Below are 23,906 nucleotides of genomic sequence, written 5' to 3' on the forward strand. Positions count from 1 at the left end.
TCGACACCGTCAGAACGAGAATTTGAGCGGATCGGTCGCGTGGTGGAAGAACCATGCGACCGTGACCACGATTGTTGCGCTCCAGAGCGCATAGCTCAGTCCCGCACGCGAACGCCAGGCACTCGCGCAGCCCGCGAGCGCCAGCAGGAAAGGCAGAAACATGTACATGAGCGCGGGCTCCCTAAGCGATTCGCGCTGTGCGCGAACGGCCCAAGAAATACGTCAGCCGCGCATGCCTCTCAAGAGCCGGCTTCGCTGCGCCGTTCCTGCGCATAACGCACCAGCGCCGCGAAGCGATAGATGCCGTGCACGAACTTGCCATAGGGCATGGTGATGAACAGCGCGAACACTGCGCCGAGATGCAGGGCCAGCAACGGCCCCATGGCCGCGGTCTCGCGCAGGACTAGCAGCGCCATGCCGGTGAAGCCGGTCAGGAACAGCATGGCGATGAAGCCGACGTCCATGCCGTAGCGCTGCTCGTCGAGCAACTCCGGTGCACGCCGCGTTTTCGCAACGAACAGGCCGATCGGACCGACGATGAGACCGATGCCGCCGAGTGTCCCCAGCACCACGGGCAAATCCCACCACGGATACGGCGCCTCCCGGCTCCAGAGGTAGTGATAGAGCGTCGCCACCGACGTCGCGGCGAAGCACAGCAGAAAACCGTAGAACGTCAGGTGGTGGAAAAGCTTGCGCCGGTCGGTCGGCTTGTCGTCCTCGTTGTAGCAGCCGACGCCGCCGCCGTGGAGATAGCGCAGTTCCCCGGCATCGCGGATCGCCTGGAAGATCGAGCCGCCGTCGGCGCGACCGCCAATGGGGGTGCCGATGTCGCGCCAGAAGGCACGCACGCTCATGACCAGCGCGAGGATCGCGTAGAGGAAGGCGGCGCTGAACAATGCGGCCATCGCGTTGTGCGGCATCAGCTTGTAGAAGGCACCAGGGCCGGTGTGCACACCGAACAACACGCTGTGGTCGTTGAGGGCGGCAAAGCCGAGGATGAAGGCGGCCATGCTGAGCGCGGCGATGACGCTGATGACGAACCCGTTGCGGGCGAAGGCACCGGACAACGCCAGCGGCCAGGCATAGGCCGCATAGGACTCGGCACGCGCAACCGCAAGCGTCTTCGGAACGTTGACGTTGAACTCGTGCGGCGGCGAGAACTGGCAATCGACGTAGCAGGCGCCGCAGGAATGGCAGAGGTTTGCGAGATAGTTGAGATCTCCATCGGAGAAGGCGCGCCGCATCTCCATGGCGGGAAATACCGCGCAAAGACCCTCGCAGTAGCGGCAGGAATTACAGACCGTCATCAGACGGTCGGCTTCGTCCAGAATTCTAGTTCCGTGCATGTTTCGCCGCTTCCCGTCCCGCGATCCGCCCGAACACGCTGCCGATGGTCATGCCCATGCCGGCCGCGTAGCCCTTGCCGAGCACGTTGCCCGCCATGATCTCGCCGGCCGCGAACATGTTGGCGGACGGCTTGCCGTCAGCCATCAGCATCCGCGCCTCCTTGTTCACGCGCGTGCCGAGATAGGTGAAGGTGATGCCGGGCCGCACCGGATAAGCGAGATAGGGCGGCGTCTCGATCCGCCTTGCCCAGTGCGTCTTGGGCGGCGTGATGCCTTCAGTCACGCAATCGTCCAGGATGGTGTGATCGAAGGTGCCGGGCCGCACGGCCGCATTGAACTCGGTGATGGTCTTTTCCAGCGCGGCCGGATCGAGCTCGAGCTTGCCGGCCAGCTCGGCGACGGTCTGCCCGGCGATCGGCGGGAACAGCGTCGGCATGAAGCTGGTGACGACGGTCGAGTCGAAAATGATATAGGCGATCTGGTCGGGCTGCGCCGCGACCAGCCGGCCCCAGATCGCGTAGCGCTTCGGCCAGATGTCCTCGCCTTCGTCGTAGAATCGCTGGGCATGCTTGTTGACGACGATGCCGAACACGACGGAGTCGTGGCGGGTGATGATGCCGCCGTCGAATTTCGGCGCACGGGCGTCGATCGCGACCGCATGGCATTGGGTGGGATCGCCGACCTCCTGCACGCCCTTGTCGAGCAGCATCTTCAGGATCGAGCCGCGATTATAGGGCGTGCCGCGGATCAGGAAGTTGTCAGCGGCCTCGCCCCAATATTGCTTCAACCATTCGATGTTGGCCTCGAACCCGCCGGCAGCGGCGACCAGCGACGTCGCGCGGATCTCGGTCTCGCCCTTGATCGGCCGCTTGAGACGCGCGGCGAGGAACATGCCGTCCTCGATCACGAGATCGGTGACCTCGGCGTCGTATTCGACGTCGACGCCGAGCCGCTCGGCGGTGAGATAGAGCGCGTTCAACATCGCGCGGCCGCCGCCGAGAAAGAAGGAGTTGGTGCGGCCAAGGCTCAGCGTGCCGCCGAGCGAGGGCTGCCAGCGCACGCCCTGCTCCACGATCCAGTTCAGGATGTCCTTGGACTCCCGGATCATGTGGCGCGCGAGGTCCTCGTCGGTCTGGCCGCCCGTCACCAGCAGCAGATCTTGCCAGAACTCCTCCTCGGTGTAGGGACCGGTCAGGATCTCAGTCGCAGCATCGTGGGCGCAGCGCATGTTGCGGGTGTGACGCGTGTTGCCGCCGCGATAGAATTTTGGCGCGCCCTCCAGCACGAGCACCGAGGCCCCGCCGCGGCGCGCCGAGATCGCCGCGCACAGTGCCGCATTGCCGCCGCCGATCACCAGCACGTCGTATTTGCTGCTCATCCCGTCTGCCCGATGCGACGAAGTTAGAGACATTCTGCCGCCGAGGACCCCGATCGACCCAGGGCAGCCATTGCGTACGTTTGTATACAAAGATATACATCGGTACTGCAAGTGCCATCTCTGCATGGGCAGGATGCGCCGTGAGGAAACATGGCCAAGCGCGCGGCAAAGTCAGGCGGATCGATCGCACGCGGCGGCGGCGTGGCACTGGGCGAAGCCGTGTTCCGCTCGCTGTGCGAGGCGCTTCAGGCCGGCAGTTACCGCGCCGGCGACCGGCTGCGCGAGGAAGAGGTCGCGCAGCGGCTCAAGGTCAGCCGCACGCCGGTCCGGGAGGCGCTTGGCCGTCTCGCGGCCCGCGGCTTCGTCGAGCCCGCCGGCGGCCGCGGGCTGATCGTGCGCGACCTCGACATTTCCGAGGTGCTCGAGCTCTACGCCATGCGCGAGATCATGGAAGGTGCTGCAGCGCGCCTGGCCGCCGAGCACGCCTCAGCGCCCGAAGTCCACGCGCTCAGGGATATCGAGCAAGCCTTTATCGAGGCGTCGGCGCCAGACGCTGCCGAGATGGCGCGGCTCAACCGCGCCTTCCACGAAGCCATCTGCCGCGCCGCGCGCAACCGCTATCTCGACAACGCCTCGCGCGAATTGCAGGACTGGATTGCGCTGCTGGGCCCGACCACCTTCACGGTGACAGGCCGACCCTCGACCAGCCACGGCGAGCATCAGGCCCTCATCGACGCCATCGCCGCGCGCGACGGCGACAAGGCCGAACAGCTTGCGCGGGCGCATATCCGCGAGGCATTGCGCTGCCGGCTCAAGTTGCTGCAGAAGCAGTAACGCGCGGCGCTCACGCGACCACATCCGCGACGACCGCTTTCAGGACATCCCGCACGTCGCCCGGCTTCAGCCGAACCTGCAAGCCGCGCTGGCCGCCGTTGAGATAGACCTGATCATGCGCGAGCGCGCTCTGCTCGATCACGGTGCGCACCGGCTTGCGCTGCCCGAACGGGCTGATGCCACCGACCTTGTAGCCGGTGACGCGCTCGGCCTCCGGCGGCTTCATCATCTGCGCCGACTTGCCGCTCGCGGCAGCGGCGAGCTTTTTCATGGAGACTTCCTGGTCGGACGGGACGACGACGCAGATCGGCTTGCCGTCCACCAGCGCCATCAGCGTCTTCAGCACGCGCGACGGATTTTCACCGAGGGCCGACGCCGCCTGGAGCCCGATGCTCTCGGCGTCAGGATCGTAGTCGTAGGTGTGGACAGTGAAGGCAACGCCGGCGGCTGCAAGCGCGCGCGTGGCTGGGGTGACTTTGGACATGCACGATGTTTACCACCGTCATTGCGAGGAGCGAAGCCATGGCAAGGAGGATGTCTATACGCGCCACACCTTCAGTGTCGTCCCGGCGAACGCCGGGACCCATAACCACAGGAAGGAGTTTGGCGAAGCCTAGTCGTTAGGGGCTGCGACCGTCCGCAATCGCGAGATCACGCGGTATGGGTCCCGGCGTTCGCCGGGACGACAGTGGGCGTTGACGGTGCTACGCCGCCCAACGACGGCGGAGTATTACTCCGCCGCGTCCCGCATCTCCGCACGCTCGGCCCTGGCCGCGCAGAACTTGAACTCCGGGATCTTGCCGAAGGGATCAAGCGCCGGGTTGGTCAACAAGTTGGCCGCCGCCTCCGCGTAGCAGAACGGCATGAACACCATGTTCTCGGGCACATCGCGATCGGAGCGGACCTTGACCTCGACCGCACCGCGGCGGGTCTCCAGCCGGATGAAATCGCCGGGCGCGAGCTTCTTCCGGTGCATGTCCTTCGGGGACATGAATGCGACCGCCTCCGGCTCGATCTGGTCAAGCACCTGCGCGCGGCGCGTCATCGAGCCGGTGTGCCAATGCTCGAGCACGCGGCCGGTCGAGAGCACCATCGGATATTCGGCGTCGGGCAGCTCATCCGGCGGGATGACCTTGGCCGGCACGATCTTGCCGCGGCCGCTCGCGGTCGGGAAGCCCGTGGTGAAGATGATCTCGTTGCCGGGCTTGTTCGGATCGTCGGCCGGATAGGTCACGGCACCTTCGCGCACCAGCCGCTCCCAGCTGATGTTCTTGAGCGAGGGCATCAACTCCGCCATCTCGGTGTAGACGTCGCCGGGGCCGGAATAATTCCAGGGCAGGCCCATCCGCTTGCCGATCTCCTGGATGATCCAGAGATCCTGCCGCGCATCGCCCGGCGGCTTGATCACCTGGCGCGCGAGCTGCACGCGGCGATCGGTGTTGGTGAACGAGCCGTCCTTTTCGGCAAAGGCCGAGGCCGGCAGGATGACGTCGGCATGGAACGCGGTCTCGGTGACGAAGAGATCCTGCACGACGAGATGATCGAGCATGGCGAGCGCCTGGCGCGCATGCTGGAGATCGGGATCGGACATCGCGGGATTCTCGCCCTCGATATACATGCCCGTGATCTCGCCGGCATGGATCGCGTTCATGATCTCGACCACGGTCAGGCCGCGGACGGGATCGAGATCCTGGTGCCACAGTTTTTCGAACGCGCCGCGCAGATCGTCGCGGCTCACCGGCTGATAGTCCGGCAGGAACATCGGGATCAGGCCGGCATCGGAGGCGCCCTGCACGTTGTTCTGGCCGCGCAGCGGATGCAGACCTGTGCCGGGACGGCCGACCTGGCCGGTGATCAGCGCGAGCGCGATCAGGCAGCGCGCATTGTCGGTGCCGTGGACGTGCTGGCTGATGCCCATGCCCCAGAAGATGATCGACGACTTTGCCCGCGCGTAGGTCCGCGCGACCTCGCGCAGCGTCTGCGCCGGGATGCCGCAGATCGCCTCCATCTTCTCCGGCGTGAATTCCTTGATCTTCTCCTTGAGGTCCTCAAATCCTTCGGTGTAGCCGGCGATATACTGGTCGTCGGTCAGACCCTCGGTGATGATCGTGTTGATCATCGCATTCAGCATGGCGACGTCGGAGCCCGGCTTGAATTGCAGATGCTTGGTCGCATGGCGCGACAGCGTCTGCCGGCGCGGATCCATCACGAACAGCTTTGCGTCATTCTGCTTGACCGCGTTCTTGATGAAGGTCGCGGCGACCGGATGGTTCACGGTCGGGTTGGCGCCGATCACGATGATGACTTCGGCATCCATCGCAGCCGAGAACGGCGCCGACACCGCGCCCGAGCTCAGGCCTTCGAACAGCGCCGCCACCGACGAGGCGTGGCAGAGCCGCGTACAGTGATCGACATTGTTCGAGCCGAAGCCGGTGCGCACCAGCTTCTGGAACAGATAGGCCTCTTCGTTCGAGCCCTTGGCCGAGCCGAAGCCGGCCAGCGCCTTCACGCCCTTCTCATCGCGGATCCTGACGAGGCCCTTGGCTGCGATGTCGAGCGCTTCTTCCCAGCTCGCTTCGCGGAAATGCGTGAAGGGATTGGCGGGGTCGACCTGGTCGTTGGAATCCTTCTTCGCATTCGGCAGCCGAACCAGCGGCTTGGTCAGACGATGCGGATGGTGGATGTAGTCGAAGCCGAAGCGGCCCTTGACGCAGAGACGATTGTGATTGGCGGGGCCGTCGCGGCCTTCCGCGTAGATCACCTTCTCGTCCTTGACCTCGTAGGTCACCTGGCAGCCGACGCCGCAGAACGGGCAGAGCGAATCCACCTTCTTGTCGGCGTAGACGACACGGGTCTGCTTCTCGTCGAGCATGACGGCCGGCATCAGCGCGCCGGTCGGGCAGGCCTGCACGCACTCGCCGCAGGCGACGCAGGTGGACTCGCCCATGGGATCGTCGAAGTCGAACACGATCTTCGAACCATGGCTGCGATACGCCATGCCGATGACGTCGTTGACCTGGACCTCGCGGCAGGCGCGCACGCAGAGGCCGCACTGGATGCAGGCATCGAGATTGACGCGCATCGCCGGATGGCTGTCGTCGGTCGCCCAGCGCTCGGCTGCGGGGAAGCGGCTCTCGGTGACGCCTGTGGTCTCGGCCCAGTGCCAGAACTTCGAATCCGGATCGTGCGAGGTCTCGCGCGCCGGCTGGTCGGCGACGAGCAGCTCCATCACCATCTTTTGCGCCGACACCGCACGCGCGGACTCGGTCTTCACCTTCATGCCGACCGACGGGGTGCGCTTGCAGGACGCGGCGAGCACGCGCTCGCCCTCGATCTCGACCATGCAGGCGCGGCAATTGCCGTCGGGGCGGTAGTCGGGCGCCGGCGAATAGCACAGATGCGGAATCTCGCGGCCTTGGCGTTTTGCAACTTGCCAGATCGTCTCGCCGGGTTTGGCCTCGACCTGCTTGCCGTCGAGCTCGAACGTAATTTTGGTCATTCGGCCGCTTCCTTGAACTCGTCAGGGAAATATTTGATCACGGTAGACAGCGGATTCGATGCCGCCTGTCCGAGCCCGCAGATCGAGGCATCGCGCATCGCCTGGCTCAATTCTTCCAGAAGTGCGCGGTTCCAGACCGGCTTCTGCATCAGCTGCGCCGCCTTCTGGGTTCCGACACGGCACGGCGTGCACTGGCCGCAGCTCTCGTCCTCGAAGAACTTCATCAGGTTCAGCGCCGCCGCGCGCACGCTGTCCTTTTGCGACAGGATCACGATCGCGGCCGAACCGATGAAGCAGCCGTATTTCTCCAGCGTGCCGAAATCGAGCGGGATGTCGTCCATGGACGCCGGCAGGATGCCGCCCGACGCGCCGCCCGGCAGGTACGCATAGAACTGGTGCCCGTCGGCCATGCCGCCGCAATATTCGTCGATCAATTCGCGCACGGTGATGCCGGCGGGTGCCAGCTTCATGCCGGGGTTCTTGACGCGGCCCGAGACCGAGAAGCTGCGCAGGCCGTGACGCTCATGGCGACCGTTGCCCTTCCACCAGTCCGCGCCCTTCTCGACGATGTCGCGCACCCACCACAGCGTCTCGATGTTGTTGATCAACGTCGGCAGGCCGAACAGGCCGACTTGGAACGGATAAGGCGGCTTGTGCCGGGGCAATCCGCGCTTGCCCTCGATGCTTTCGAGCAGCGAGGATTCCTCGCCGCAGATATAGGCGCCGGCGCCACGGCGCATGTGCAGCGTCGGACCGCCTGGCGGAAGCTTTGCGATCTCGCGCTCGAGGATCTCGCGCGATGCCGGATATTCGTCGCGCAGATAAATGTAGACGTCGGAGGCCTGCACGACATGCGCGCCGAGCAGCATACCTTCGATGAAGCGATGCGGATCGCTTTCGAGATAGACGCGGTCCTTGAACGTGCCAGGCTCGCCCTCGTCGCCATTGATCGCCATCAGCCGCGGGCCGGGTTCGCCAAGCACCGCGCGCCATTTCCGGCCCGTGGGGAAGCCGGCGCCGCCGAGGCCGCGCAGCGAGGCGTCGTCGAGCGCCTTCAGCAGATCGTCCTTCGGCAATTCGCCCGAGCGCACGCGATTGAGCAGCTTGTAGCCGCCGCCGGCGACATAGGCGTCGTAGTCAACGTACTCAGGCAGATGCGCGTGGGTGTCGCCGCCCTTCGCCGCCGCCATCACATTGGCCACGGTCGCGTGATCGACGAAGTTGTGACCGACCTCAGCCGCCGGCGCGGTATCGCAGCGGCCGACGCAGGGCGCGCGCACGACGCGGATGCCCGGACCCGATGTGCTCTGCAGGTCGGCGAGCAGCTTCTCGCCGCCCAGCATCGCGCAGGTCAGAGAATCGCAAACGCGGATCGTCAGCGGCGCGATATCAGGCTCGCCTTCCTTCACCACGTCGAAATGCGCGTAGAAGGTCGCGGTCTCGAACACCTCGGCGAAGGCGAGCTTCATCTCGTCGGCGAGCGCGGCGAGATGCGCGGCCGAGATCTGGTGATATTTGTCCTGGATCAGGTGCAGATATTCGATCAAGAGATCGCGCCGCCGCGGCTTGTCGCCGAGCAGCTGCTCGATTTCGTGCGCGGCGGTGGGATCGACCTGCCGCCCCTTGGGCGTGGCCTTGGCTCGCTTCCGTCCCTCGCCCGGATGTTCGAACGGGCGGACCTCGTGCACGTCGTGACTCATCGATGCGTCTCGTATCTCTTCTTTAGAACGAGTCCAACTCTAGCCCCTGGCATACCAGATGCCAAGAGAATTCATGCGTTCCGATAAGCATTTAAGGGGCATGCAGCCGCCCAGCTTCATGCCCCTTCATCGACCCGATTTGCGGCGCGGCCTCACGTCTTGCTCATGCACTCTTCGATGTAGAACCAGCGGTCGTCGCCAGCGAGGCCCTTGGACTTCACGTCGGCGCGGCAGGCCTTGAGCTTCGGCTTGTTGGCCGCCCATTTCGCCTTCATGTCCTTCAGCTTCTGCATGGTGAGCTTGATCTTGCCCGGCTTGGCTTCGGTCGTTGCGGCAGGCGCCGCCGGCGGCGTCGTCTGCGCGGATGCGGCATGAAGGCCGGCGACAAGCAACACGGCCACAAGGCAAATTCGGGTGCGAAGCATTTCAATCCCCCTAAGTCCCACTCTTGATTAAGTCCGACTCTCGATGATGTCTAAAAGGCGAACGCCGCGGGACGCCGATGATCAGCATCCCGCGGCAGTCTCGACGGCGATCAGAAGATCTTGACCGCGCTCTCCAGTGTCTTCCAGACACCCCAAAGCAGGGGCACGCCGACGAAGGCCCAGAACAGCGCCGCCTTGACGTCAAGCCCGCCAAATCCGATGCCGTAGGAGCCGTGCGGCCCCGCGGCAGCGGCGCTGGCGCTCGCCGCTTGCAGCTTGGCGACGTCGGCGTCCTTCATGTGCCACTTCGAATCGACCGGCTTGATCAGGTAGTTGCAGATCAGGCCCGCGATCAGCATCGCGCACAGGATGTACATGGTCGTGTTGTAGAGCTGATCGCGCGGCACGCCCGCCGCGAGCTGGAACTCGCGGATGTAGTTCACCACGACGGGACCGATGATGCCCGCGGTGGACCACGCCGTCAGCAGCCGGCCGTGGATGGCGCCCACGAACTGGGTCCCGAACATGTCGGCAAGATAGGCCGGCACGGTGGCGAACCCGCCGCCATACATCGACAGGATGATGCCGAAGCCGAGCACGAACAGGAGCTTCGAGCCCATCGCTGCAAACGTCGGCGCCAGCGCGTAGAGCACGATGCCGAGGATGAAGAACGTGTAATAGGTGTTCTTGCGCCCGATCTTATCCGACAGCGATGCCCAGAAGAAGCGGCCGCCGATGTTGAACAGCGACAGCAATCCGGCGAAGCCCGCGGCGATCGCGGCGATCTGCGCCTTCTGCCCGGCGTCCAGCGCGTTGAAGCCGACGTCCGGCAGGCCGATCAGCTTGCCGGCGAAGATTTCCTGGAGCATCGGCGAGGCCATGCCGATCACGCCGATGCCGGCCGACACGTTCAGGCACAGCACCCACCAGATCAGCCAGAACTGCGGCGTCTTGTGCGCGTCGTTGAGATGGACGTTGCTCTTCGAGATCATCGCGTTGGCCTTGGACGGCGGGGTCCAGCCCTCGGGCTGCCAGCCGGGCGGCGGCAAGCGATAGCGGAACGCGCCGATCATCATGAACACGAAGTAGATGACGCCCATCGCGACGAAGGTCTCCCAGACGCCGACCGAGGTCGGGGTCTTGAAGTAGTTCATCAACAGGTTCGCCAGCGGCGCGCCGATCATGGCGCCACCGCCGAAGCCCATGATGGCCATGCCGGTCGCCATGCCGCGGCGGTCCGGAAACCACTTCACCAGCGTCGACACCGGCGAGATATAGCCAAGGCCGAGACCGATGCCGCCGATCACGCCCGAACCCAGCCACAACAGCCAGAGCTGATGGGTGTAGACCCCGATCGCACCGAGGAAGAGGCCGCCGCACCAGCACAGCGCCGAGACGAAGCCGGCCTTGCGCGGACCGACGCGCTCCAGCCAGCCGCCCCAAACCGCGGCCGCGATACCGAGCAACACGAAGAACAGCGTGTACATCCACCCCATGCTGGCGACCTTCCAGTCGCAGCTGGTCGTGAACAGCTCCTGAAACAGCGACATGTCTGCGCACGCCTTCGGCGCGGTCACCCCGATCGCGCGCGACAGCGGCAGCCAGAACACCGAGAAGCCGTAGGCCATGCCGATGCAGAGATGGATGCAGAGCGCAGCCGGCGGCACCAGCCAGCGATTGAAGCCGGCGGTCGCGATGGTTCGCTCGCGATCCAGAAAACCTGCGCCGGCACCCGAAAGTGTTCCAGCGCTCTCGATTGTTGCCATGTAGTCCTCCCCTGCAGTTGCCCTTCTGAGCAAGCCTGCCGCTGCAATCCTGGTCCTCAGCCCTCGCGACGCAGCCAACGGTCCCTGCTGCTCCGCACAATCATTCGACGCGCGCCAGGATCGTCACGCGCGTCCGAGTCGTTAACCCCTCGAGCGGGGCTCTATGCCGATACACCGTGCAGGCTTCGTGAGCTTGGCCCGTTCATCCGCGTATCGCAGACAAGACTCAACCTCCGCGCCTGCACGGAGGTTGTCAATTGGGGCAGAAGCCACGATTGATGTCGATAGACAAAAGGTAGGTATCAGCAGAGTGACCGTGCACTACGAACGCAGCGCACCATTGGTTTTCTCTATCGATCCATTGATCTTTTCTATCAAGAACACGATGCGCGCCTCGTTGCGCTCGGTGATCTCCACCGTGTCGCCGGTCTCGCGGATCAGGTTCGGAATGTCAATCACCGACAAGGGGTCGGTGCAGTGCACTTCGAGCTGATCACCCGGCTGTAACGGTTTGAGCGCCTTGCGCGTCTTCAGGGCAGGTAGCGGGCATTTCAACCCGGTGAGATCGAGCGTGGTTCTGGTCATGGGCGCAACATGGCGGGGTGAGGCGATGGCGTCAACGCGAGGCTCAGAGCAAATCCGCATAGGACAAGAAACCCACGCTCTGGCCCGGCTCGACACGCGTGATGTCGTCGCCGAGTTCGATGAGGCCATCGGTCTCGACCAGCGACGACAACAGGCCTGCGCCTTCGCGCGGAAACTTGACCGCTTCCAACGCACCGTCCTCTCCGCGTCGCAACGAGCTGCGAACATATTCGCGGCGGCCGATCTTCTTCTTGTAGGTGAACGCGGCACGCACCGGGATCGGCAACAGCGGCTCCGGCAGACTGCCCGCAAGCGCCAGCACCGTCGGCCGCACCACATGGACGAAGGTGACAAAACTGGCGACGGGATTGCCGGGCAAGCCGATCAGCGGCGTGCCGCCGATGATGCCCATCGCAACGGGACGGCCGGGCTTGATCGCCATCCGCCACAGCACCAGCGAGCCGATGCTCTCGACAGCCGCCTTGACGTGGTCCTCCTCGCCGGTCGAGACGCCGCCGGTAGTGAGGATCAGATCGTGGCTGCCTGCAACCTGCTTCAATCCATCCGCGAGCGCATTGCGCTCGTCGCGCAAGATGCCGAGGTCGGAGACCTCGCAGCCGAGCCGGCGCAGCATCGCCATCAGCATGAAGCGGTTGGAATCGAACAGCTGTGAGGCCGCGCGCGGCTCGCCGGGCGAAGCCAGCTCGTCGCCGGTCGAGAACACGGCGACGCGGATGCGCCTGACGACGTCGAGCCGGGTCAGGCCGAATGCTGCAGCAAGCGCGACATGCTGCGGCCGCAGCCGCTGGCCGGCCCGCAGCGCGACGTGTCCTTGCGGAATGTCCTCGCCCGCAGGGCGGACATTCGCGCCGGGCTTCAGCCCCGGCGGCAGCACGATTCTGCCGGCCTCATCGAGGCGAACGTCTTCCTGCATGAAGACGGTCTCCGCGTCGGGCGGCATCGGCGCGCCCGTGAAGATGCGCGCAGTGTGGCCGGCCTTGATCGGCGCCTGCGCAAGGCCGCCGGCCTGGATGCGGCCGTCGAGCGGGAATGCCCGTTCCGCGCTTTCCGGAAGGTCGGCGTTGCGCACGGCGTAACCGTCGACGGCGGAGTTCGTGAAGGGCGGCAGCGGCAGGGGCGCCGCGATATCGTGCGCGAGCACGCGTCCGTCCGCGTCAATGAGTGCCACGGTCTCGATATCGGCGATCGCATTGACGCGCGTGGTGATCAGACCAACGGCCTCGTCGACCGACATCATCGGTCCGCCGAAGGCAAAGCAATCGTCCGACAGTTGCGCCATGGTGCCTCGTCAGCGTATCGCGGCGCTTTTTGCCACCGCTTCCTCGACCGGCATCGCCGCACGCAGCAGCAACGCCGCGGCAGCCTCGATATCATCGAGATGGACGGTCGGCAGGCGGGTTTCAATGGCGATGTCGGTCGCGATCCCGACAATCCCGGGATCATCGGGAAACAGCAGCGGCTTGCCGTTGGCGGCGCGATGCACCTCGATCTTGCGGTGCGGCTCGCGCTTGAAGCCCTCGACCACGACGAGATCGACGCTTGACAGCTTGCCCAGGAGCTCCGGCAGCCGCGGTTCCTCGGCGCCACGCAATTCATGCATCAGGGCCCAGCGGTTCGATGACGCAACCAGCACCTCGGCCGCGCCGGCCTCGCGGTGGCGCCAGGAATCCTTGCCGGGCACGTCGACGTCGAACTGGTGATGGGCATGCTTGATGACGGAGACGCGCAGGCCTTGCGCGTTGAAATGCGGGATCAGCCGCGTCAACAGCGTGGTCTTGCCCGCACCGCTCCAGCCCGCAAGGCCGATGACTTTCATCGCAACTCGATCTCCGCCAGCCGTGTCATGCGGCCGGAACCGCCTTCTCCATCGTCGTGAGCATGCTTATATCGGCTTGACCCGAATGTCATGCTAACGTCGCGGCCATGATGAAGATCGACAAAGCCCCGGTGCCCCTGATCGTTCCGAACCCTGACGACCCGCGCCTGACAGAGCGCGTGACCGGCACCGACCAGACCGGCGCCAAGGTCGAGATCAAGGTGCCGATGGAACGGCCGCTGACGCTCTACCTGAATTCGCAGGAGATCGTCACCATGATGACGATCGGCGACTACCCGGAATATCTGGCGCTGGGTTATCTGCTCAACCAGAACATGCTGAAATATAATGACGAGGTCACCGAGGTCGAATACGACGACGACCTCCAGGTCGTGGTGGTGCGCACCTCACATCACACCAATTTCGAAGCCAAGCTGAAGAAGCGAACCCAGACCTCGGGCTGCGCGCAGGGCACCGCGTTCGGCGACCTGTTAGAGGCGGTCGAGAGCGTCGCGTTGCCGAAGGCAGAGCTGCGCACCTCCTGGCTCTACCAGATGACGCAGACCATCAACACCATGCCCTCGCTCTATCTGGAGGCCGGCGCGATCCACGGCTGCGTGCTGTGCAGAGAGGGCGAACCGCTCTGCTACACCGAGGACGTCGGCCGTCACAACGCGGTCGACAAGATCGCGGGCTGGATGTACCGCCACGGCGTCGATGCCTCCGACAAGATCCTCTACACCACGGGACGCCTGACCTCGGAAATGGTGATCAAGACCGTGCGCATGGGCATTCCGATCCTGGTATCGCGGTCCGGCTTCACCGCCTGGGGCGTTGATCTCGCTCGCCAGGTCGGACTGACGCTGGTCGGCCGCACGCGCGGAAAGCGCTTCATCGTGCTCGCGGGCGAAGAGCGGATCGTCTACGACCAGAACCTTGCTTACGTCGAGGAGGAATCGGCGAAGCACAAGCGCAAGGGTGAAGGTGGTGACGACTGACATTCCAGCCACGCAGGGCGTGCTGCTCGCAGGCGGCCTCGCGCGGCGCATGGGAGGCGGCGACAAGCCGATGCGGACCATCGGCGGCCGCACCATCCTTGAGCGCGTGATCGCGCGATTGACGCCGCAATGCAGCGGATTGATCCTCAACGCGAATGGCGATCCCGCACGCTTCGCGGCGTTCGGTCTGCCCGTTGTCGCCGATGACGTACCCGGCTTCCCCGGGCCCCTCGCCGGCATCCTTGCCGCGCTCGACTGGACGGCGGCGAACCGGCCTGACATCGAATGGGTACTGAGCGCCGCAGGCGACTGCCCGTTCCTGCCGCGCGATCTCGTGGCGCAGTTGCACGAGGCGCGGGAGCGCGAGAACGCCCAGCTCGCGGTCGCCGCATCAGGCGACCAGTCGCATCCGGTGATCGGTCTGTGGCGCGTCGCCTTGCGCGACGAGCTGCGTCACGCGCTGGTCGTCGAGGACCTCCGCAAGATCGACCGCTGGACCGCGCGCTATCCGCTCGCGACGGTGACGTGGCCGACCGCGCCGCTCGATCCATTCTTCAACGCCAACACGGTCGAGGACATCGCCGAAGCCGAGCGGCTGGCCGCGCTGGATGCCGCCTCCTGACAAGAAACGTCGGCGCAAGCGCGAGCAGGCAGTTCAAGCCGCCAGCGGCACCGACCAGGCGTCGTAACCGTAGACCCAGCTCGTATCGGTCCTCTCCTTGAGCCAGATGTTGGCGCGCGAGGTCTCCTGCACCTGCGTCGTGCGCACCTTGCGGGTTGCCTCGAAGCGGCGGAACGCATTGGCGACGCCGTCGCGGCCGACACCGTCGAGGCAGCGCGACAGCACGGCGGCGTCTTCGATCGCCATGGCCGCACCCTGCGCCATGTAGGGCGTCATCGGATGGCAGGCATCGCCGAGCAGCGTCACCTTGCCGTCGGCCCAGTGCTCCAGCGCGTCGCGGTCCATGATCGCCCATTTGTGCACGTCAGGACATGCCGCGAGCACCCGAGTGACCTGCGGATGAAAGCCTTCGAATGATGCGCGCAGGTCGCGCACGTCGCCCTTCGCCGACCAGGACTCGATGCGAAAGTCCGGCTCGGGCTGGCTGGTGACGAGATAGACCTCGCTGCGATCAGGCTTGACGTAATAGATCACGATGTGGCGGTCCTCGCCCCACCATTTGGTGCAGTCGTCGATCCCTGCGCCGCCGAGCAGCGCGGCAGGATAGGTGGTGCGATAGGCGATGCGGCCGGTGAATTTGGCCGGCGAGGTGTCGAACAGGAGATCGCGGACCGTCGAATGGACGCCGTCCGCGCCGACCACGGCATCGGCGATGGCACGCGTGCCATCGGCAAAGCTCAGCCGGACACCATCGCCGGTCTCGTCGAGGCCAACGAGCTTGTGATTGAGCCGCACAAATTCGTTCGACACCACGCTCGCCAGCGCCGCATGGAGATCGCCGCGATGGGCCAGCAGATAGGGCGCGCCGAACTTCTCTTCCGCGCTCTCGCCAAAAATCATGTCGAACTTGATGTCGCCGCTCTTCCAGTCGCGGTTGTTCCAGGAGCGTGGATAGAACGAGTGCTCGCGCATCCGCGCCTCCAGCCCCAGTTCGCGCAACACCTTCATCGCGTTGCAGCCGATCTGGATGCCGGCGCCGATGCGGGCGAACTGGGAGGCCTGCTCGTAGACCATCACATCGATACCGACGCGCCGAAGCGCCGCAGCAGTCGCAAGCCCGCCCATGCCGGCACCGACGATCGCAACCGAAAGCGGCCTCGCCATCGCGTCCCCCACCCTGTCGCGCGGCTTGAACGCCGCGTCGTCGCCTCTACGCAGGCCGGAAGCCCGCCCGCTCCAGCGCAGTACGCGCTTCATCCGAGCCGAGTGCGTCGAGAAAGGCCTGCACCGCCGGCCGCTGCTTGCGCGCCGTCACCAGCGCGAAATCATAATGCTCTTCCGCGAACGGAATGAAACCGAGGCCGACCGCATGGGCGACCGGCGCAATGGTCATGCCCCAGTCGGCACGGTGCTGCGCGACAGCCGCAGCCACGGCATTGTGCGAGCGCGGCTGGTTCCAGTAACCTTCCGGGCGCGCACCGCCGAGCAGCCGGTCGATCAGGATGCGCGTGCCGGCGCCCTGGTTGCGGTTGACCATGATGCAGGCGGGGTCCGCGAGCGCGGCGGCAACGGCTTCCTTCGCACCGAGCCCCTCGAAACGCTTGTCGCCCTTCCGGAACACGATGCCCTGCATCCGCCGCCAGCCGGGGACGAGCTCGAGCCCCTCAACGAGGTAAGGCGTGTTGTAGGTCTCGCTCTTGTCGTCGAACAGATGGATCGGCGCGAGATCGCATTCGCCGCGCTTCGCCGCCGCAAGTCCGCCGAGGCTGCCGACCGCGATCGAGCGCACGGTCAGCCCCGCATGCGCGAGCCGTGCGGTGACGAGATCGAGGCCGGTGCAATGGCTGCCGACGATGACGAGATCGGGCACCCGCACATGCGGCGTGAACAGCGTCACCTCGGCGTCGGTCCCGGCCGGCATCTGGTCGGCGAGCGCGTCGATGCGCAGAAAACCGTCGGCCTGCGCGAACGACGTGATCGCACCGGACCCCTTGCCGGAGGGATAGGCGATCAGGCCGTCCTTGCCGCCGACCAGCGAGACCATGACGAACTCGGTGCGGCCGAGCTCGGAGACGATGCGCACCGGCACGGTCGCGTTCACCTTGGCATCGGAGCGCGGCGGCAGCCCGGCCATCCTGCGCAGCACCGGCACGATCATGTCGTGGAAGGTGAACATCGCCGAGGTCGGGAAGCCCGGCAGGATCACCACCGGCTTGCCGTCGCACACCGCAAGGCACAGCGGCTTGCCGGGTTTAAGTGCGACGCCATGCGCGAGGATGCCGGGCTGGCCGAGCCGGCCGATGATGCGATGGGACACGTCGCCGGCGCCCTTCGAGGTGCCGCCCGAGAGCACCAGCATGTCGGCGTCCGCCAGCGCGCGGCGCATGGCGGCTTCGAGTTTTGCCTCATCGTCGGGAATGGCGCCGAGGAACACGGCCTCGCCGCCGTTCTCGTCGATCGCGGCGGCGACGATGGCGCCGTTGGTGTCGTAGATCGCAGCCGGCGCGAGCGCCTCGCCGGGCTGAACCAATTCGTCACCGGTGGAGATCACGGCAACACGCGGCTTGCGCGCGACGGTCACCTCGGCGATGCCGCAGGCCGCCAGCATGCCGATCTCGCGCGAGCCGATGATCGTGCCGGCGCGCAGCAGCGCCTCGCCGCGCGCGATGTCGGAGCCTGCGTAGGACACGAACTGTCCCGGCGAAACGGCTCGCCGGACGTCGATCGCATCGGATCCGGCGGGCTGGGTATGCTCGACCATGACGACGGCGTCGGCGCCGCGCGGTAGCGGCCCGCCGGTTGCGATCGGCGTTGCGGTTCCCGTCGCCACCTGCAGCTTCGGCGCGGTGCCGCAGTGAATGGTCTCGCCGTTCAGCGCAAGGCGAACGGGCGCGCCTTCGCCGGCCGCGGCGAGATCGGCCGAGCGCACGGCAAAGCCGTCAACGTTGGAACGGTCGAACGGCGGAACGTCGAGGGGCGCCGTGATGTCTTCGGCCAGCGCCGCGCCGAGCGCATCGGCAAGCTTGCGCGTCTCGCTCGGGACCGCGCGCGGGAACAACGCAGCTTCAAAGCGCGCCAGCGCGTCCTCGCGCGAGAGGATCTTGAGGAACTGCTCCTGTTCGAGCGTGCTACGGTCTTGGGATTGCGGGATCATCGTCATGCCAAACTCATATCACTCCCGCATCAGATAGGCATCGACCGGCGTTCCTGCCGCAAATCCCTCGTGGCTGGCGGGAACGAGCAGCCATGCATCGGCCCGGGCAATGGCCTGAAGCGGCCATTCCCCCACCGCAAGCGGGAGCCACGCATGATGTTCCTCGGCCAGCAGGGCGATTTCGGCGATGCCGACACTGGATGCGATTTTTCGCGCAAGCGGCAAGGTCATGCGTCGGCGTAACTGCCGCGCCGACAGCCGATCGACGAGCGGCAGCGCGAGCGCGAGCCAGGCGGCAAGCGCATGATCGGGCGAGCCGGGCAAGGCGACGATTGGAACCGGTCCGAGCCGCCCGACCGCGGCGGTGCGTCCGGGCTGGAGCGCGAGGCCATGGGCGAGCACGTCACCATGCCGGGCCAGCGCGCTGACCGCGGCATCCCGGCGGCCGGCGCCGCTGCCGCCGATCGTCACGACGAGATCGCAAGTGAGATCGCAAGTGAGATCGCCGAGCGCTTCCGCGATCGATGCCGCATCTCGCGCGGCAGCTTCGCGCGCTTGCACCTGCAGCCCTGCCGCGCGCGCGATCTCGGCAATCATGTGCGCCGTCAAAGCCGCACCCGGGACGTTGACGATGCCCAGCCGCGGCTGCCGTACGCTTAGCTTTTCAACACCGGCGGTGCGCGCGAGCAGCAGTGTGGCAGGATGGATCAAATGCCCTTCCGCCACGGCGGGCGCCCGCCCGGCGATGTCGCTTCCGGCGCGCCTGACGCCCTGTCCGGGCACGCCCTCCGCCAGCACCTGGGCGAGTGGACCCGACACCTCGACTGCGTCGGCATCGAGCACACAATCACATCCCGGCGGCATCGCGTCGCCGGCATCGACCCAAACGGGCGCCGTCGTCAGAGGCAGCGGCGAATAGGCGGACGCACCGACAATATCGTTGGCGCAGAGCGCCCAGCCGTCCGCAGCGGCGATGTCGCACGACGGACAGGCCGCAAGCGGCGGCGTCCCTGCCGCGATGCAGCCGGCGGCCTCCGTCAGGGGCAACTCGATCGTCGCGATCGGATCAACGCCTCGCAGCAACGCGGCGAGCGCAGTGTCGAGCGGCGTCAGTGCTGGCGGCAGGCGCTGGGTCATGCGCCATGATGGACCATGCATCGTCCGGTTTGGCAACCGCTGGCAACGCGAAGCTCAGCCGCCGGACTTGGCCGCATTGGGGAAGAACAGCTGCTGTCCGTCGACCTTGTAGCCGGCGATCGCCGCCTGCCCCTCCGGCGAAATCAGCCAGTCGATGAAGGTCTGCCCCAGCTCCTTCTTCACGTCCGGAAACTTTTCCGGATTCACCAGCATCGCGCCGTACTGATTAAGCAGCCGCTTGTCGCCTTCGACGACGATGTCGAGATCGCCGCGATCCTTGAAGGCGATCCAGCTGCCGCGGTCGGACAGCACATAGGCGTTCGCCGTGCGCGCCGCGTCGAGGGCTGCGTCCATCCCTTGCTTGACTTCGCGATACCATGCGCCCTTGGCGGCGGCGATATCGATGCCGGCGACGATCCAGAGCGCGAGCTCCGCGCCATGGGTGCCCGACCGGTCACCGCGCGTCACGAACGGCGCGCCCTTGGCCTCGATCGCCTTCAGCGCGGTGGCGATGTCCTTGCCTTTCACGGCGGCGGGATCGCTCTTCGGTCCGATCAGCACATAGTCGTTGTACATCACGTCAAAGCGCTTCACGCCAAAACCGTCAGCGACGAACTTCTCTTCCTGCGGCCGTGCGTGCATCAGCACGACGTCGACTTCGCCCCTGCGCGCGCCGTCGAGCACTTCATCTGCACGCCGCGCGATCACCGTCACCTCGATGCCGGTCTTCTCGCGGAAGATCGGCAGCAGATGATCGAGCAGGCCGGACTCCTGTGTCGCCGTGGTCGAGGCCAGCACGATCGCGCGGTCCTCCGCAAATGACGCCGCCACGCCCGCGGCGAGGCCGCAGAGAAGCGCGAGTGCAACGGACAGGCGGCGGACGACCATGATCGGGTTCCCATTGGCTATGACGCAATCATGATGATCGATTGCGCCACACTCGTGACGCGTTTGCGCGTTGCGCTCCCCACTCGGGATATTTCGGCAATGCGGCCCGCGCGGTGCGCCCATTGCAATTGCGAGCGCGATGGCCGCAAGGCCCGCGCCACCCGGGTGCTTCAGGATCGTTCACCAAAGCAGAGATCGCGCGTGAGGATGTGTTGCAAAGCAGCGAGATGATCGGGCATGGTCCTGGCGGACGTAAATTGAAATGCAGAATTCCACCTGCGTCGAACGCCAAAAAGAAGCAAGAATTTGCATAGGAATGCAGGATGGAATTCCTGACGACCAGCGAAGCCGCCGACTACCTTCGGCTCGGCGAACGCAAGCTCTACGAACTCGTCACCACCGGCGCGATTCCCTGCACCAAGGTGACCGGGAAGTGGCTCTTCCCGCGGCACGAGCTCGACCTCTGGGTCCTGTCGGGACTGGCGCGTCCGGCCGGCATGCTGACTGCGGAGCCGCCGCCGGTCGTGGGCGGCAGCCAGGACGAGCTTTTGGACTGGAGCCTGCGTGAATCCGGCTCGGGCCTGGGATCGATGAGCGAGGGCAGCGCGCGCGGGCTCGAGCGCTTGCAACGCGACGAGGTGATGGCGGCGGCGGTGCACTTCCACAGCCTGGAGGCCGACGGCAATCTTGCTTCCGACGCCAGTGCGACGACGCTGCGTGACGCGCCTGACCTGCATGATGCGGTGCTGGTCGCATTCGTGCGCCGCGAGCAGGGTCTCGTGCTGCCGCCGGGCAATCCGAAACGGCTGCGCGGCCTCTCCGACGTGCTTGCGCTCGGTGTCAGGATGGCGATGCGACAACAGGGCACAGGCGCGCAGATGCTGCTCGACGTGCTGTTGAAGCGCGCCGGCGCCTCGACCCGCGATCTGCGCCGGATCGAGACGCCGGCCCTCACCGGGCCGGATCTCGCCGAGATCGTCCGCGCCGGACAGGCCGATTGCGGAATCGCGACGCGTGCGGCGGCGCGCTCGGCCGGGCTCGATTTCGTGCCGCTGGTCTGGGAGAATTTTGATCTCGCAATGCGGCAGCGCAGCTATTTCCGCCCGCCGATGCAGGCCCTGATCCGGTTCCTCAGCGAAAGGCGGCTGCGACAGCGCGCCGAGGAACTGACCGGCTACGATCCCTCGCCGGCGGGACAGATCCGCTTCGCGGCCTGACGTTGACGCCCGACCCCAAATAGTTGCAAAAGAAACCAATTCAGCCGGGCCATACCCGGGCAACACCGGCCAACGAGCCGGATCAGGGGAGGACAAGCGTGAATCCAACGAGATTTGGACTGCCGGTTGCGGCCGGCTTTGCAGCGACGTTCTTGGCGGCGGCGCTGCTGCCGGGTACGGCGTCGGCGCAGGTTTCCGACGACATCGTCAAGATCGGCGTGCTCACCGACATGAACGGCCCCGCCTCCGCGCCGACCGGCCAGGGATCGGTGACGGCGGCGCAGATGGCGATCGACGATTTCGGCGGCAAGGTGCTCGGCAAGCCGATCAGCATCGTGATCGGCGACCACCAGCTCAAGGCCGATATCGGCGGCGGCATCGCGCGGCGCTGGTATGACGTTGATCAGGTCGACCTGATCGTCGACGTGCCGGTCTCCGCGGTCGGGCTCGCGGTACAGAACATCGCCAACGAGAAGAAGCGGCTGTTCATCACCCACTCGACCGGCACGGCGGATTTCCACGGCAAGTTCTGCTCGCCCTACGCGATCCAGTGGGTGTTCGACACCCGCGCGCTCGCGGTCGGCACCGCGGATGCGGTGGTCAAGCGCGGCGGCGACAGCTGGTTCTTCATCACCGACGACTACGCCTTCGGCCATTCGCTGGAGCGCGACGCCTCCAGCGTCGTCACCGCCAATGGCGGCAAGGTGCTGGGCTCGGTGCGGCCGCCGCTGGCAACCCCCGACCTCTCCTCCTTCGTGCTGCAGGCGCAGGCCTCCAAGGCCAAGATCATCGGCATTGCCGCAGGTCCCCCGAACAACATGAACGAGATCAAGACCGGCTCGGAGTTCGGCGTGTTCAAGGGCGGCCAGCAGATGGCGGCGCTGCTGGCGCTAATCACCGACATCCACGGCCTCGGCCTGCAGGCCGCCCAAGGGCTGTTGCTGACGACGTCGTTCTATTGGGACATGGACGACAAGACCCGCGAATGGTCGAAGCGCTATTTCGCCAAGATGAACAAGATGCCGTCGATGTGGCAGGCCGGCGTCTATTCGAGCGTGATGCACTATCTCAACGCCATCAAGGAGACCGGCACCGACGATCCGCTCAAGGTCGCGGCGAAGATGCGGGAAAAGCCGATCGAGGATTTCTTCGCCCGCAACGGCAAACTGCGCGAGGACAATCTGATGGTGCACGACCTCTGGTTGGTGCAGGTGAAGACGCCGGAGGAGAGCAAATATCCGTGGGACTATTACAAGATCCTCACGACCATCTCGGGCGAGAAGGCGTTTGGTCCACCGGACCCGGCGTGTCCGCTGGTGAAGAAGTGATGCTGTAGCGAGAGGTCGTCGTCATGGCCGGGCTTGTCCCGGCCATCCACGATCTTTCGTACGGCGCCAAGAACGTGGATGCCCGGGACAAGCCCGGGCACGACGATTGTCGATGCAGTCGTGTCCTATTTCATGACACCAATTTCGCGGAAGTATTTTTTCACGCCTGGATGGATCAGCTCCGGCTTCGGCGCCGCCGCGACCGTGTTCGACGCCGTGGTCTCGCAGGCCTGCGCGAGCTGCTTGCAGAACGCCGCCTCGGCGCCGTGCAGCGTCTTGGCGAGACGATAGGCGACGTCATCGGGCAGGTCTTCGCGCGTGAGGACGAAACTCCACGAGCCGAGCGAGGCGATCGGCTCGGCCTGCTTCGGATAGGAGCCGGCCGGCACGGTGAGCGGCTTCAGGAACGCATGCTTGGCGCGAATGCGCGTGATCTCCTCAGCGGTCGGCGCAATGAAGCGCGCGCCTGACGCACTCGATGCCACCGCGGCAAAGCCGGGCCAGCCGATGCCGGCACCCCACAACGCGGCGACGCGGCCATCCTCGACCATCGCGGGGCCATCGCCGGCGCGGTCGAGATAGATCGCCTTGAAATCCTCGTCCTGCTTCAGGCCGAGGCCATCGAGCACGTAGCGCGCCAGGATCGGCAGGCCCGAGCCTTTGGCGCCGAACGCGACGGGCTGGCCGACGAGATCGCGAATGGTCTTGTACGGACTGTCCGCCTGCACCACGAACATGCCGGGGTTGGAATAGATCGCGGTGAGTATCTTCAACCGCACAGGCACGCGGCCGATGCCGGCAAACGCCTCATAGGCCGGCTCGCCCGCGACCAGTGCGAGATCGAGCTTGCCCGTCTCCAGCAGCGGAATGTTCTCGTTGCTGCCCTTGGTGTTGCGGGGCGCGATGGTGATTTGCGGATCGGCCGCGTTCATCGCTTCCGCAAAGGCGTTGCCATAGAGCGGAAAGCCGCCGCCGGGCGTCGCGGTGCCCAGGCTGAGTGTGGTGGTCGGAATGGCCTTGCCTCCGGTTTGAGCATCGGCGGGGCTTGCGAGTGGATTTGCGAGCAGCGCCGCGCCGAGAAGAATTGTGATTGCGAATCTCATGATGAGTCCCGGCCGCCCCGCGTCAACATCGACTTGCGGCGATGTAGGCAGCGGGCGGTTTTTGTGAAAGCATGCAGCCCAACGACAAT

21 protein-coding genes are annotated in these 23,906 nt (G+C 65.7%); 5 read left to right on the top strand and 16 right to left on the bottom strand.

Translation table 11 applies throughout. The features are described 5' to 3' along the window. Window positions 1-9: 9 nt before the first annotated feature. The 3 genes from AB7Z56_RS35565 to tcuA form a co-directional block, all read right to left on the bottom strand. The gene (locus AB7Z56_RS35565; protein WP_187387802.1) at window positions 10-168 is read right to left on the bottom strand and encodes a DUF5993 family protein; all 159 of its coding nucleotides are present in this window, start codon (window positions 166-168) and stop codon (window positions 10-12) included. 71 nt (window positions 169-239) lie between these two features. After that, on the bottom strand, window positions 240-1,346 hold the full coding sequence (gene tcuB / locus AB7Z56_RS35570; RefSeq protein WP_063985259.1) for a tricarballylate utilization 4Fe-4S protein TcuB: 1,107 nt from the start codon (window positions 1,344-1,346) through the stop codon (window positions 240-242). Beyond that, on the bottom strand, window positions 1,333-2,724 hold the full coding sequence (gene tcuA / locus AB7Z56_RS35575; RefSeq protein WP_063985260.1) for an FAD-dependent tricarballylate dehydrogenase TcuA: 1,392 nt from the start codon (window positions 2,722-2,724) through the stop codon (window positions 1,333-1,335). Before tcuA ends, tcuB begins: the two co-directional genes overlap by 14 nt. Before the next feature lie 150 nt (window positions 2,725-2,874). Between tcuA and AB7Z56_RS35580 the strand changes: the two genes are divergently transcribed. Continuing rightward, a complete protein-coding gene (locus tag AB7Z56_RS35580) occupies window positions 2,875-3,558 on the top strand; it encodes a GntR family transcriptional regulator (RefSeq protein ID WP_063985261.1) in 684 nt (227 codons plus the stop codon). Window positions 3,559-3,568: 10 nt separating this feature from the next. Here the strand turns inward: AB7Z56_RS35580 and ybaK are convergent, their stop codons facing one another. The 8 genes from ybaK to mobB form a co-directional block, all read right to left on the bottom strand. Next, window positions 3,569-4,042, bottom strand: a complete 474-nt coding sequence (gene ybaK / locus AB7Z56_RS35585; RefSeq protein WP_063985262.1) for a Cys-tRNA(Pro) deacylase — start codon at window positions 4,040-4,042, stop codon at window positions 3,569-3,571. A 246-nt stretch (window positions 4,043-4,288) separates the two neighbouring features. Beyond that, window positions 4,289-7,057: a formate dehydrogenase subunit alpha gene (fdhF, locus tag AB7Z56_RS35590; protein ID WP_063985263.1), complete on the bottom strand. Its 2,769-nt coding sequence runs from the start codon at window positions 7,055-7,057 to the stop codon at window positions 4,289-4,291. Continuing rightward, the gene (locus AB7Z56_RS35595; RefSeq protein WP_063985264.1) at window positions 7,054-8,757 is read right to left on the bottom strand and encodes an NADH-ubiquinone oxidoreductase-F iron-sulfur binding region domain-containing protein; all 1,704 of its coding nucleotides are present in this window, start codon (window positions 8,755-8,757) and stop codon (window positions 7,054-7,056) included. The genes fdhF and AB7Z56_RS35595 overlap by 4 nt, the downstream gene beginning before the upstream one ends. Window positions 8,758-8,909: 152 nt before the next feature. Continuing rightward, complete coding sequence (locus AB7Z56_RS35600) at window positions 8,910-9,182, bottom strand: hypothetical protein (protein ID WP_063985265.1); 273 nt, start codon at window positions 9,180-9,182, stop codon at window positions 8,910-8,912. Between the two features lie 110 nt (window positions 9,183-9,292). After that, the gene (locus tag AB7Z56_RS35605; protein ID WP_063985266.1) at window positions 9,293-10,948 is read right to left on the bottom strand and encodes an OFA family MFS transporter; all 1,656 of its coding nucleotides are present in this window, start codon (window positions 10,946-10,948) and stop codon (window positions 9,293-9,295) included. 321 nt (window positions 10,949-11,269) lie between these two features. Next, the gene (locus AB7Z56_RS35610) at window positions 11,270-11,533 is read right to left on the bottom strand and encodes a sulfurtransferase TusA family protein (protein ID WP_014497569.1); all 264 of its coding nucleotides are present in this window, start codon (window positions 11,531-11,533) and stop codon (window positions 11,270-11,272) included. Between the two features lie 43 nt (window positions 11,534-11,576). Continuing rightward, window positions 11,577-12,833 (bottom strand): molybdopterin molybdotransferase MoeA, encoded by a 1,257-nt coding sequence (locus tag AB7Z56_RS35615; RefSeq protein WP_063985267.1) that lies wholly within the window; start codon window positions 12,831-12,833, stop codon window positions 11,577-11,579. 9 nt (window positions 12,834-12,842) lie between these two features. Then, window positions 12,843-13,370, bottom strand: coding sequence for a molybdopterin-guanine dinucleotide biosynthesis protein B (mobB, locus tag AB7Z56_RS35620; protein ID WP_063985268.1), 528 nt, complete (start codon window positions 13,368-13,370; stop codon window positions 12,843-12,845). Between the two features lie 107 nt (window positions 13,371-13,477). Here mobB and fdhD point away from each other — a divergent pair, with 107 nt between their 5' ends. Both fdhD and mobA read left to right on the top strand, forming a co-directional pair. Next, on the top strand, window positions 13,478-14,368 hold the full coding sequence (fdhD, locus tag AB7Z56_RS35625) for a formate dehydrogenase accessory sulfurtransferase FdhD (protein WP_063985269.1): 891 nt from the start codon (window positions 13,478-13,480) through the stop codon (window positions 14,366-14,368). Then, window positions 14,355-14,990 carry a molybdenum cofactor guanylyltransferase MobA gene (gene mobA, locus AB7Z56_RS35630; RefSeq protein WP_063986649.1) on the top strand — a complete coding sequence of 212 codons (636 nt, stop codon included), beginning with the start codon at window positions 14,355-14,357 and terminating at the stop codon, window positions 14,988-14,990. Before fdhD ends, mobA begins: the two co-directional genes overlap by 14 nt. A gap of 33 nt (window positions 14,991-15,023) precedes the next feature. Here mobA and AB7Z56_RS35635 read toward each other — a convergent pair whose 3' ends face one another. Genes AB7Z56_RS35635 through AB7Z56_RS35650 form a run of 4 tightly spaced genes read right to left on the bottom strand, consistent with a single transcriptional unit; the run spans window position 15,024 to window position 20,169 of the window. Beyond that, complete coding sequence (locus AB7Z56_RS35635) at window positions 15,024-16,154, bottom strand: FAD-dependent monooxygenase (protein ID WP_063986650.1); 1,131 nt, start codon at window positions 16,152-16,154, stop codon at window positions 15,024-15,026. Window positions 16,155-16,200: 46 nt separating this feature from the next. Continuing rightward, window positions 16,201-18,150 carry a molybdopterin biosynthesis protein gene (locus tag AB7Z56_RS35640; protein ID WP_063985270.1) on the bottom strand — a complete coding sequence of 650 codons (1,950 nt, stop codon included), beginning with the start codon at window positions 18,148-18,150 and terminating at the stop codon, window positions 16,201-16,203. 12 nt (window positions 18,151-18,162) lie between these two features. Next, the gene (locus AB7Z56_RS35645; protein WP_063985271.1) at window positions 18,163-19,281 is read right to left on the bottom strand and encodes a molybdopterin-binding protein; all 1,119 of its coding nucleotides are present in this window, start codon (window positions 19,279-19,281) and stop codon (window positions 18,163-18,165) included. 54 nt (window positions 19,282-19,335) lie between these two features. Next, window positions 19,336-20,169 (bottom strand): substrate-binding domain-containing protein, encoded by an 834-nt coding sequence (locus AB7Z56_RS35650; protein ID WP_063985272.1) that lies wholly within the window; start codon window positions 20,167-20,169, stop codon window positions 19,336-19,338. Between the two features lie 323 nt (window positions 20,170-20,492). Between AB7Z56_RS35650 and AB7Z56_RS35655 the strand changes: the two genes are divergently transcribed. Both AB7Z56_RS35655 and AB7Z56_RS35660 read left to right on the top strand, forming a co-directional pair. Continuing rightward, complete coding sequence (locus tag AB7Z56_RS35655) at window positions 20,493-21,386, top strand: helix-turn-helix transcriptional regulator (protein WP_063985273.1); 894 nt, start codon at window positions 20,493-20,495, stop codon at window positions 21,384-21,386. Window positions 21,387-21,484: 98 nt separating this feature from the next. Then, the gene (locus AB7Z56_RS35660; protein ID WP_063985274.1) at window positions 21,485-22,714 is read left to right on the top strand and encodes an ABC transporter substrate-binding protein; all 1,230 of its coding nucleotides are present in this window, start codon (window positions 21,485-21,487) and stop codon (window positions 22,712-22,714) included. A 125-nt stretch (window positions 22,715-22,839) separates the two neighbouring features. Here the strand turns inward: AB7Z56_RS35660 and AB7Z56_RS35665 are convergent, their stop codons facing one another. Further along, window positions 22,840-23,817, bottom strand: a complete 978-nt coding sequence (locus tag AB7Z56_RS35665) for a TAXI family TRAP transporter solute-binding subunit (RefSeq protein WP_063985275.1) — start codon at window positions 23,815-23,817, stop codon at window positions 22,840-22,842. Window positions 23,818-23,906 lie beyond the last annotated feature (89 nt).

Origin of the sequence: Bradyrhizobium sp. 482_C4_N1_8 (genome assembly GCF_052075965.1) — a bacterium.
Taxonomy (GTDB): domain Bacteria; phylum Pseudomonadota; class Alphaproteobacteria; order Rhizobiales; family Xanthobacteraceae; genus Bradyrhizobium; species Bradyrhizobium barranii.

What these genes read in the sequence shown, in the direction of transcription:
- AB7Z56_RS35565 (WP_187387802.1), bottom strand. Translation starts at nt 168, where the DNA reads ATGTACATGTTTCTGCCTTTCCTGCTGGCGCTCGCGGGCTGCGCGAGT.
- tcuB (WP_063985259.1), bottom strand. Translation starts at nt 1,346, where the DNA reads ATGCACGGAACTAGAATTCTGGACGAAGCCGACCGTCTGATGACGGTC.
- tcuA (WP_063985260.1), bottom strand. Translation starts at nt 2,724, where the DNA reads ATGAGCAGCAAATACGACGTGCTGGTGATCGGCGGCGGCAATGCGGCA.
- AB7Z56_RS35580 (WP_063985261.1), top strand. Translation starts at nt 2,875, where the DNA reads ATGGCCAAGCGCGCGGCAAAGTCAGGCGGATCGATCGCACGCGGCGGC.
- ybaK (WP_063985262.1), bottom strand. Translation starts at nt 4,042, where the DNA reads ATGTCCAAAGTCACCCCAGCCACGCGCGCGCTTGCAGCCGCCGGCGTT.
- fdhF (WP_063985263.1), bottom strand. Translation starts at nt 7,057, where the DNA reads ATGACCAAAATTACGTTCGAGCTCGACGGCAAGCAGGTCGAGGCCAAA.
- AB7Z56_RS35595 (WP_063985264.1), bottom strand. Translation starts at nt 8,757, where the DNA reads ATGAGTCACGACGTGCACGAGGTCCGCCCGTTCGAACATCCGGGCGAG.
- AB7Z56_RS35600 (WP_063985265.1), bottom strand. Translation starts at nt 9,182, where the DNA reads ATGCTTCGCACCCGAATTTGCCTTGTGGCCGTGTTGCTTGTCGCCGGC.
- AB7Z56_RS35605 (WP_063985266.1), bottom strand. Translation starts at nt 10,948, where the DNA reads ATGGCAACAATCGAGAGCGCTGGAACACTTTCGGGTGCCGGCGCAGGT.
- AB7Z56_RS35610 (WP_014497569.1), bottom strand. Translation starts at nt 11,533, where the DNA reads ATGACCAGAACCACGCTCGATCTCACCGGGTTGAAATGCCCGCTACCT.
- AB7Z56_RS35615 (WP_063985267.1), bottom strand. Translation starts at nt 12,833, where the DNA reads ATGGCGCAACTGTCGGACGATTGCTTTGCCTTCGGCGGACCGATGATG.
- mobB (WP_063985268.1), bottom strand. Translation starts at nt 13,370, where the DNA reads ATGAAAGTCATCGGCCTTGCGGGCTGGAGCGGTGCGGGCAAGACCACG.
- fdhD (WP_063985269.1), top strand. Translation starts at nt 13,478, where the DNA reads ATGATGAAGATCGACAAAGCCCCGGTGCCCCTGATCGTTCCGAACCCT.
- AB7Z56_RS35635 (WP_063986650.1), bottom strand. Translation starts at nt 16,154, where the DNA reads ATGGCGAGGCCGCTTTCGGTTGCGATCGTCGGTGCCGGCATGGGCGGG.
- AB7Z56_RS35640 (WP_063985270.1), bottom strand. Translation starts at nt 18,150, where the DNA reads ATGACGATGATCCCGCAATCCCAAGACCGTAGCACGCTCGAACAGGAG.
- AB7Z56_RS35645 (WP_063985271.1), bottom strand. Translation starts at nt 19,281, where the DNA reads ATGACCCAGCGCCTGCCGCCAGCACTGACGCCGCTCGACACTGCGCTC.
- AB7Z56_RS35650 (WP_063985272.1), bottom strand. Translation starts at nt 20,169, where the DNA reads ATGGTCGTCCGCCGCCTGTCCGTTGCACTCGCGCTTCTCTGCGGCCTC.
- AB7Z56_RS35655 (WP_063985273.1), top strand. Translation starts at nt 20,493, where the DNA reads ATGGAATTCCTGACGACCAGCGAAGCCGCCGACTACCTTCGGCTCGGC.
- AB7Z56_RS35665 (WP_063985275.1), bottom strand. Translation starts at nt 23,817, where the DNA reads ATGAGATTCGCAATCACAATTCTTCTCGGCGCGGCGCTGCTCGCAAAT.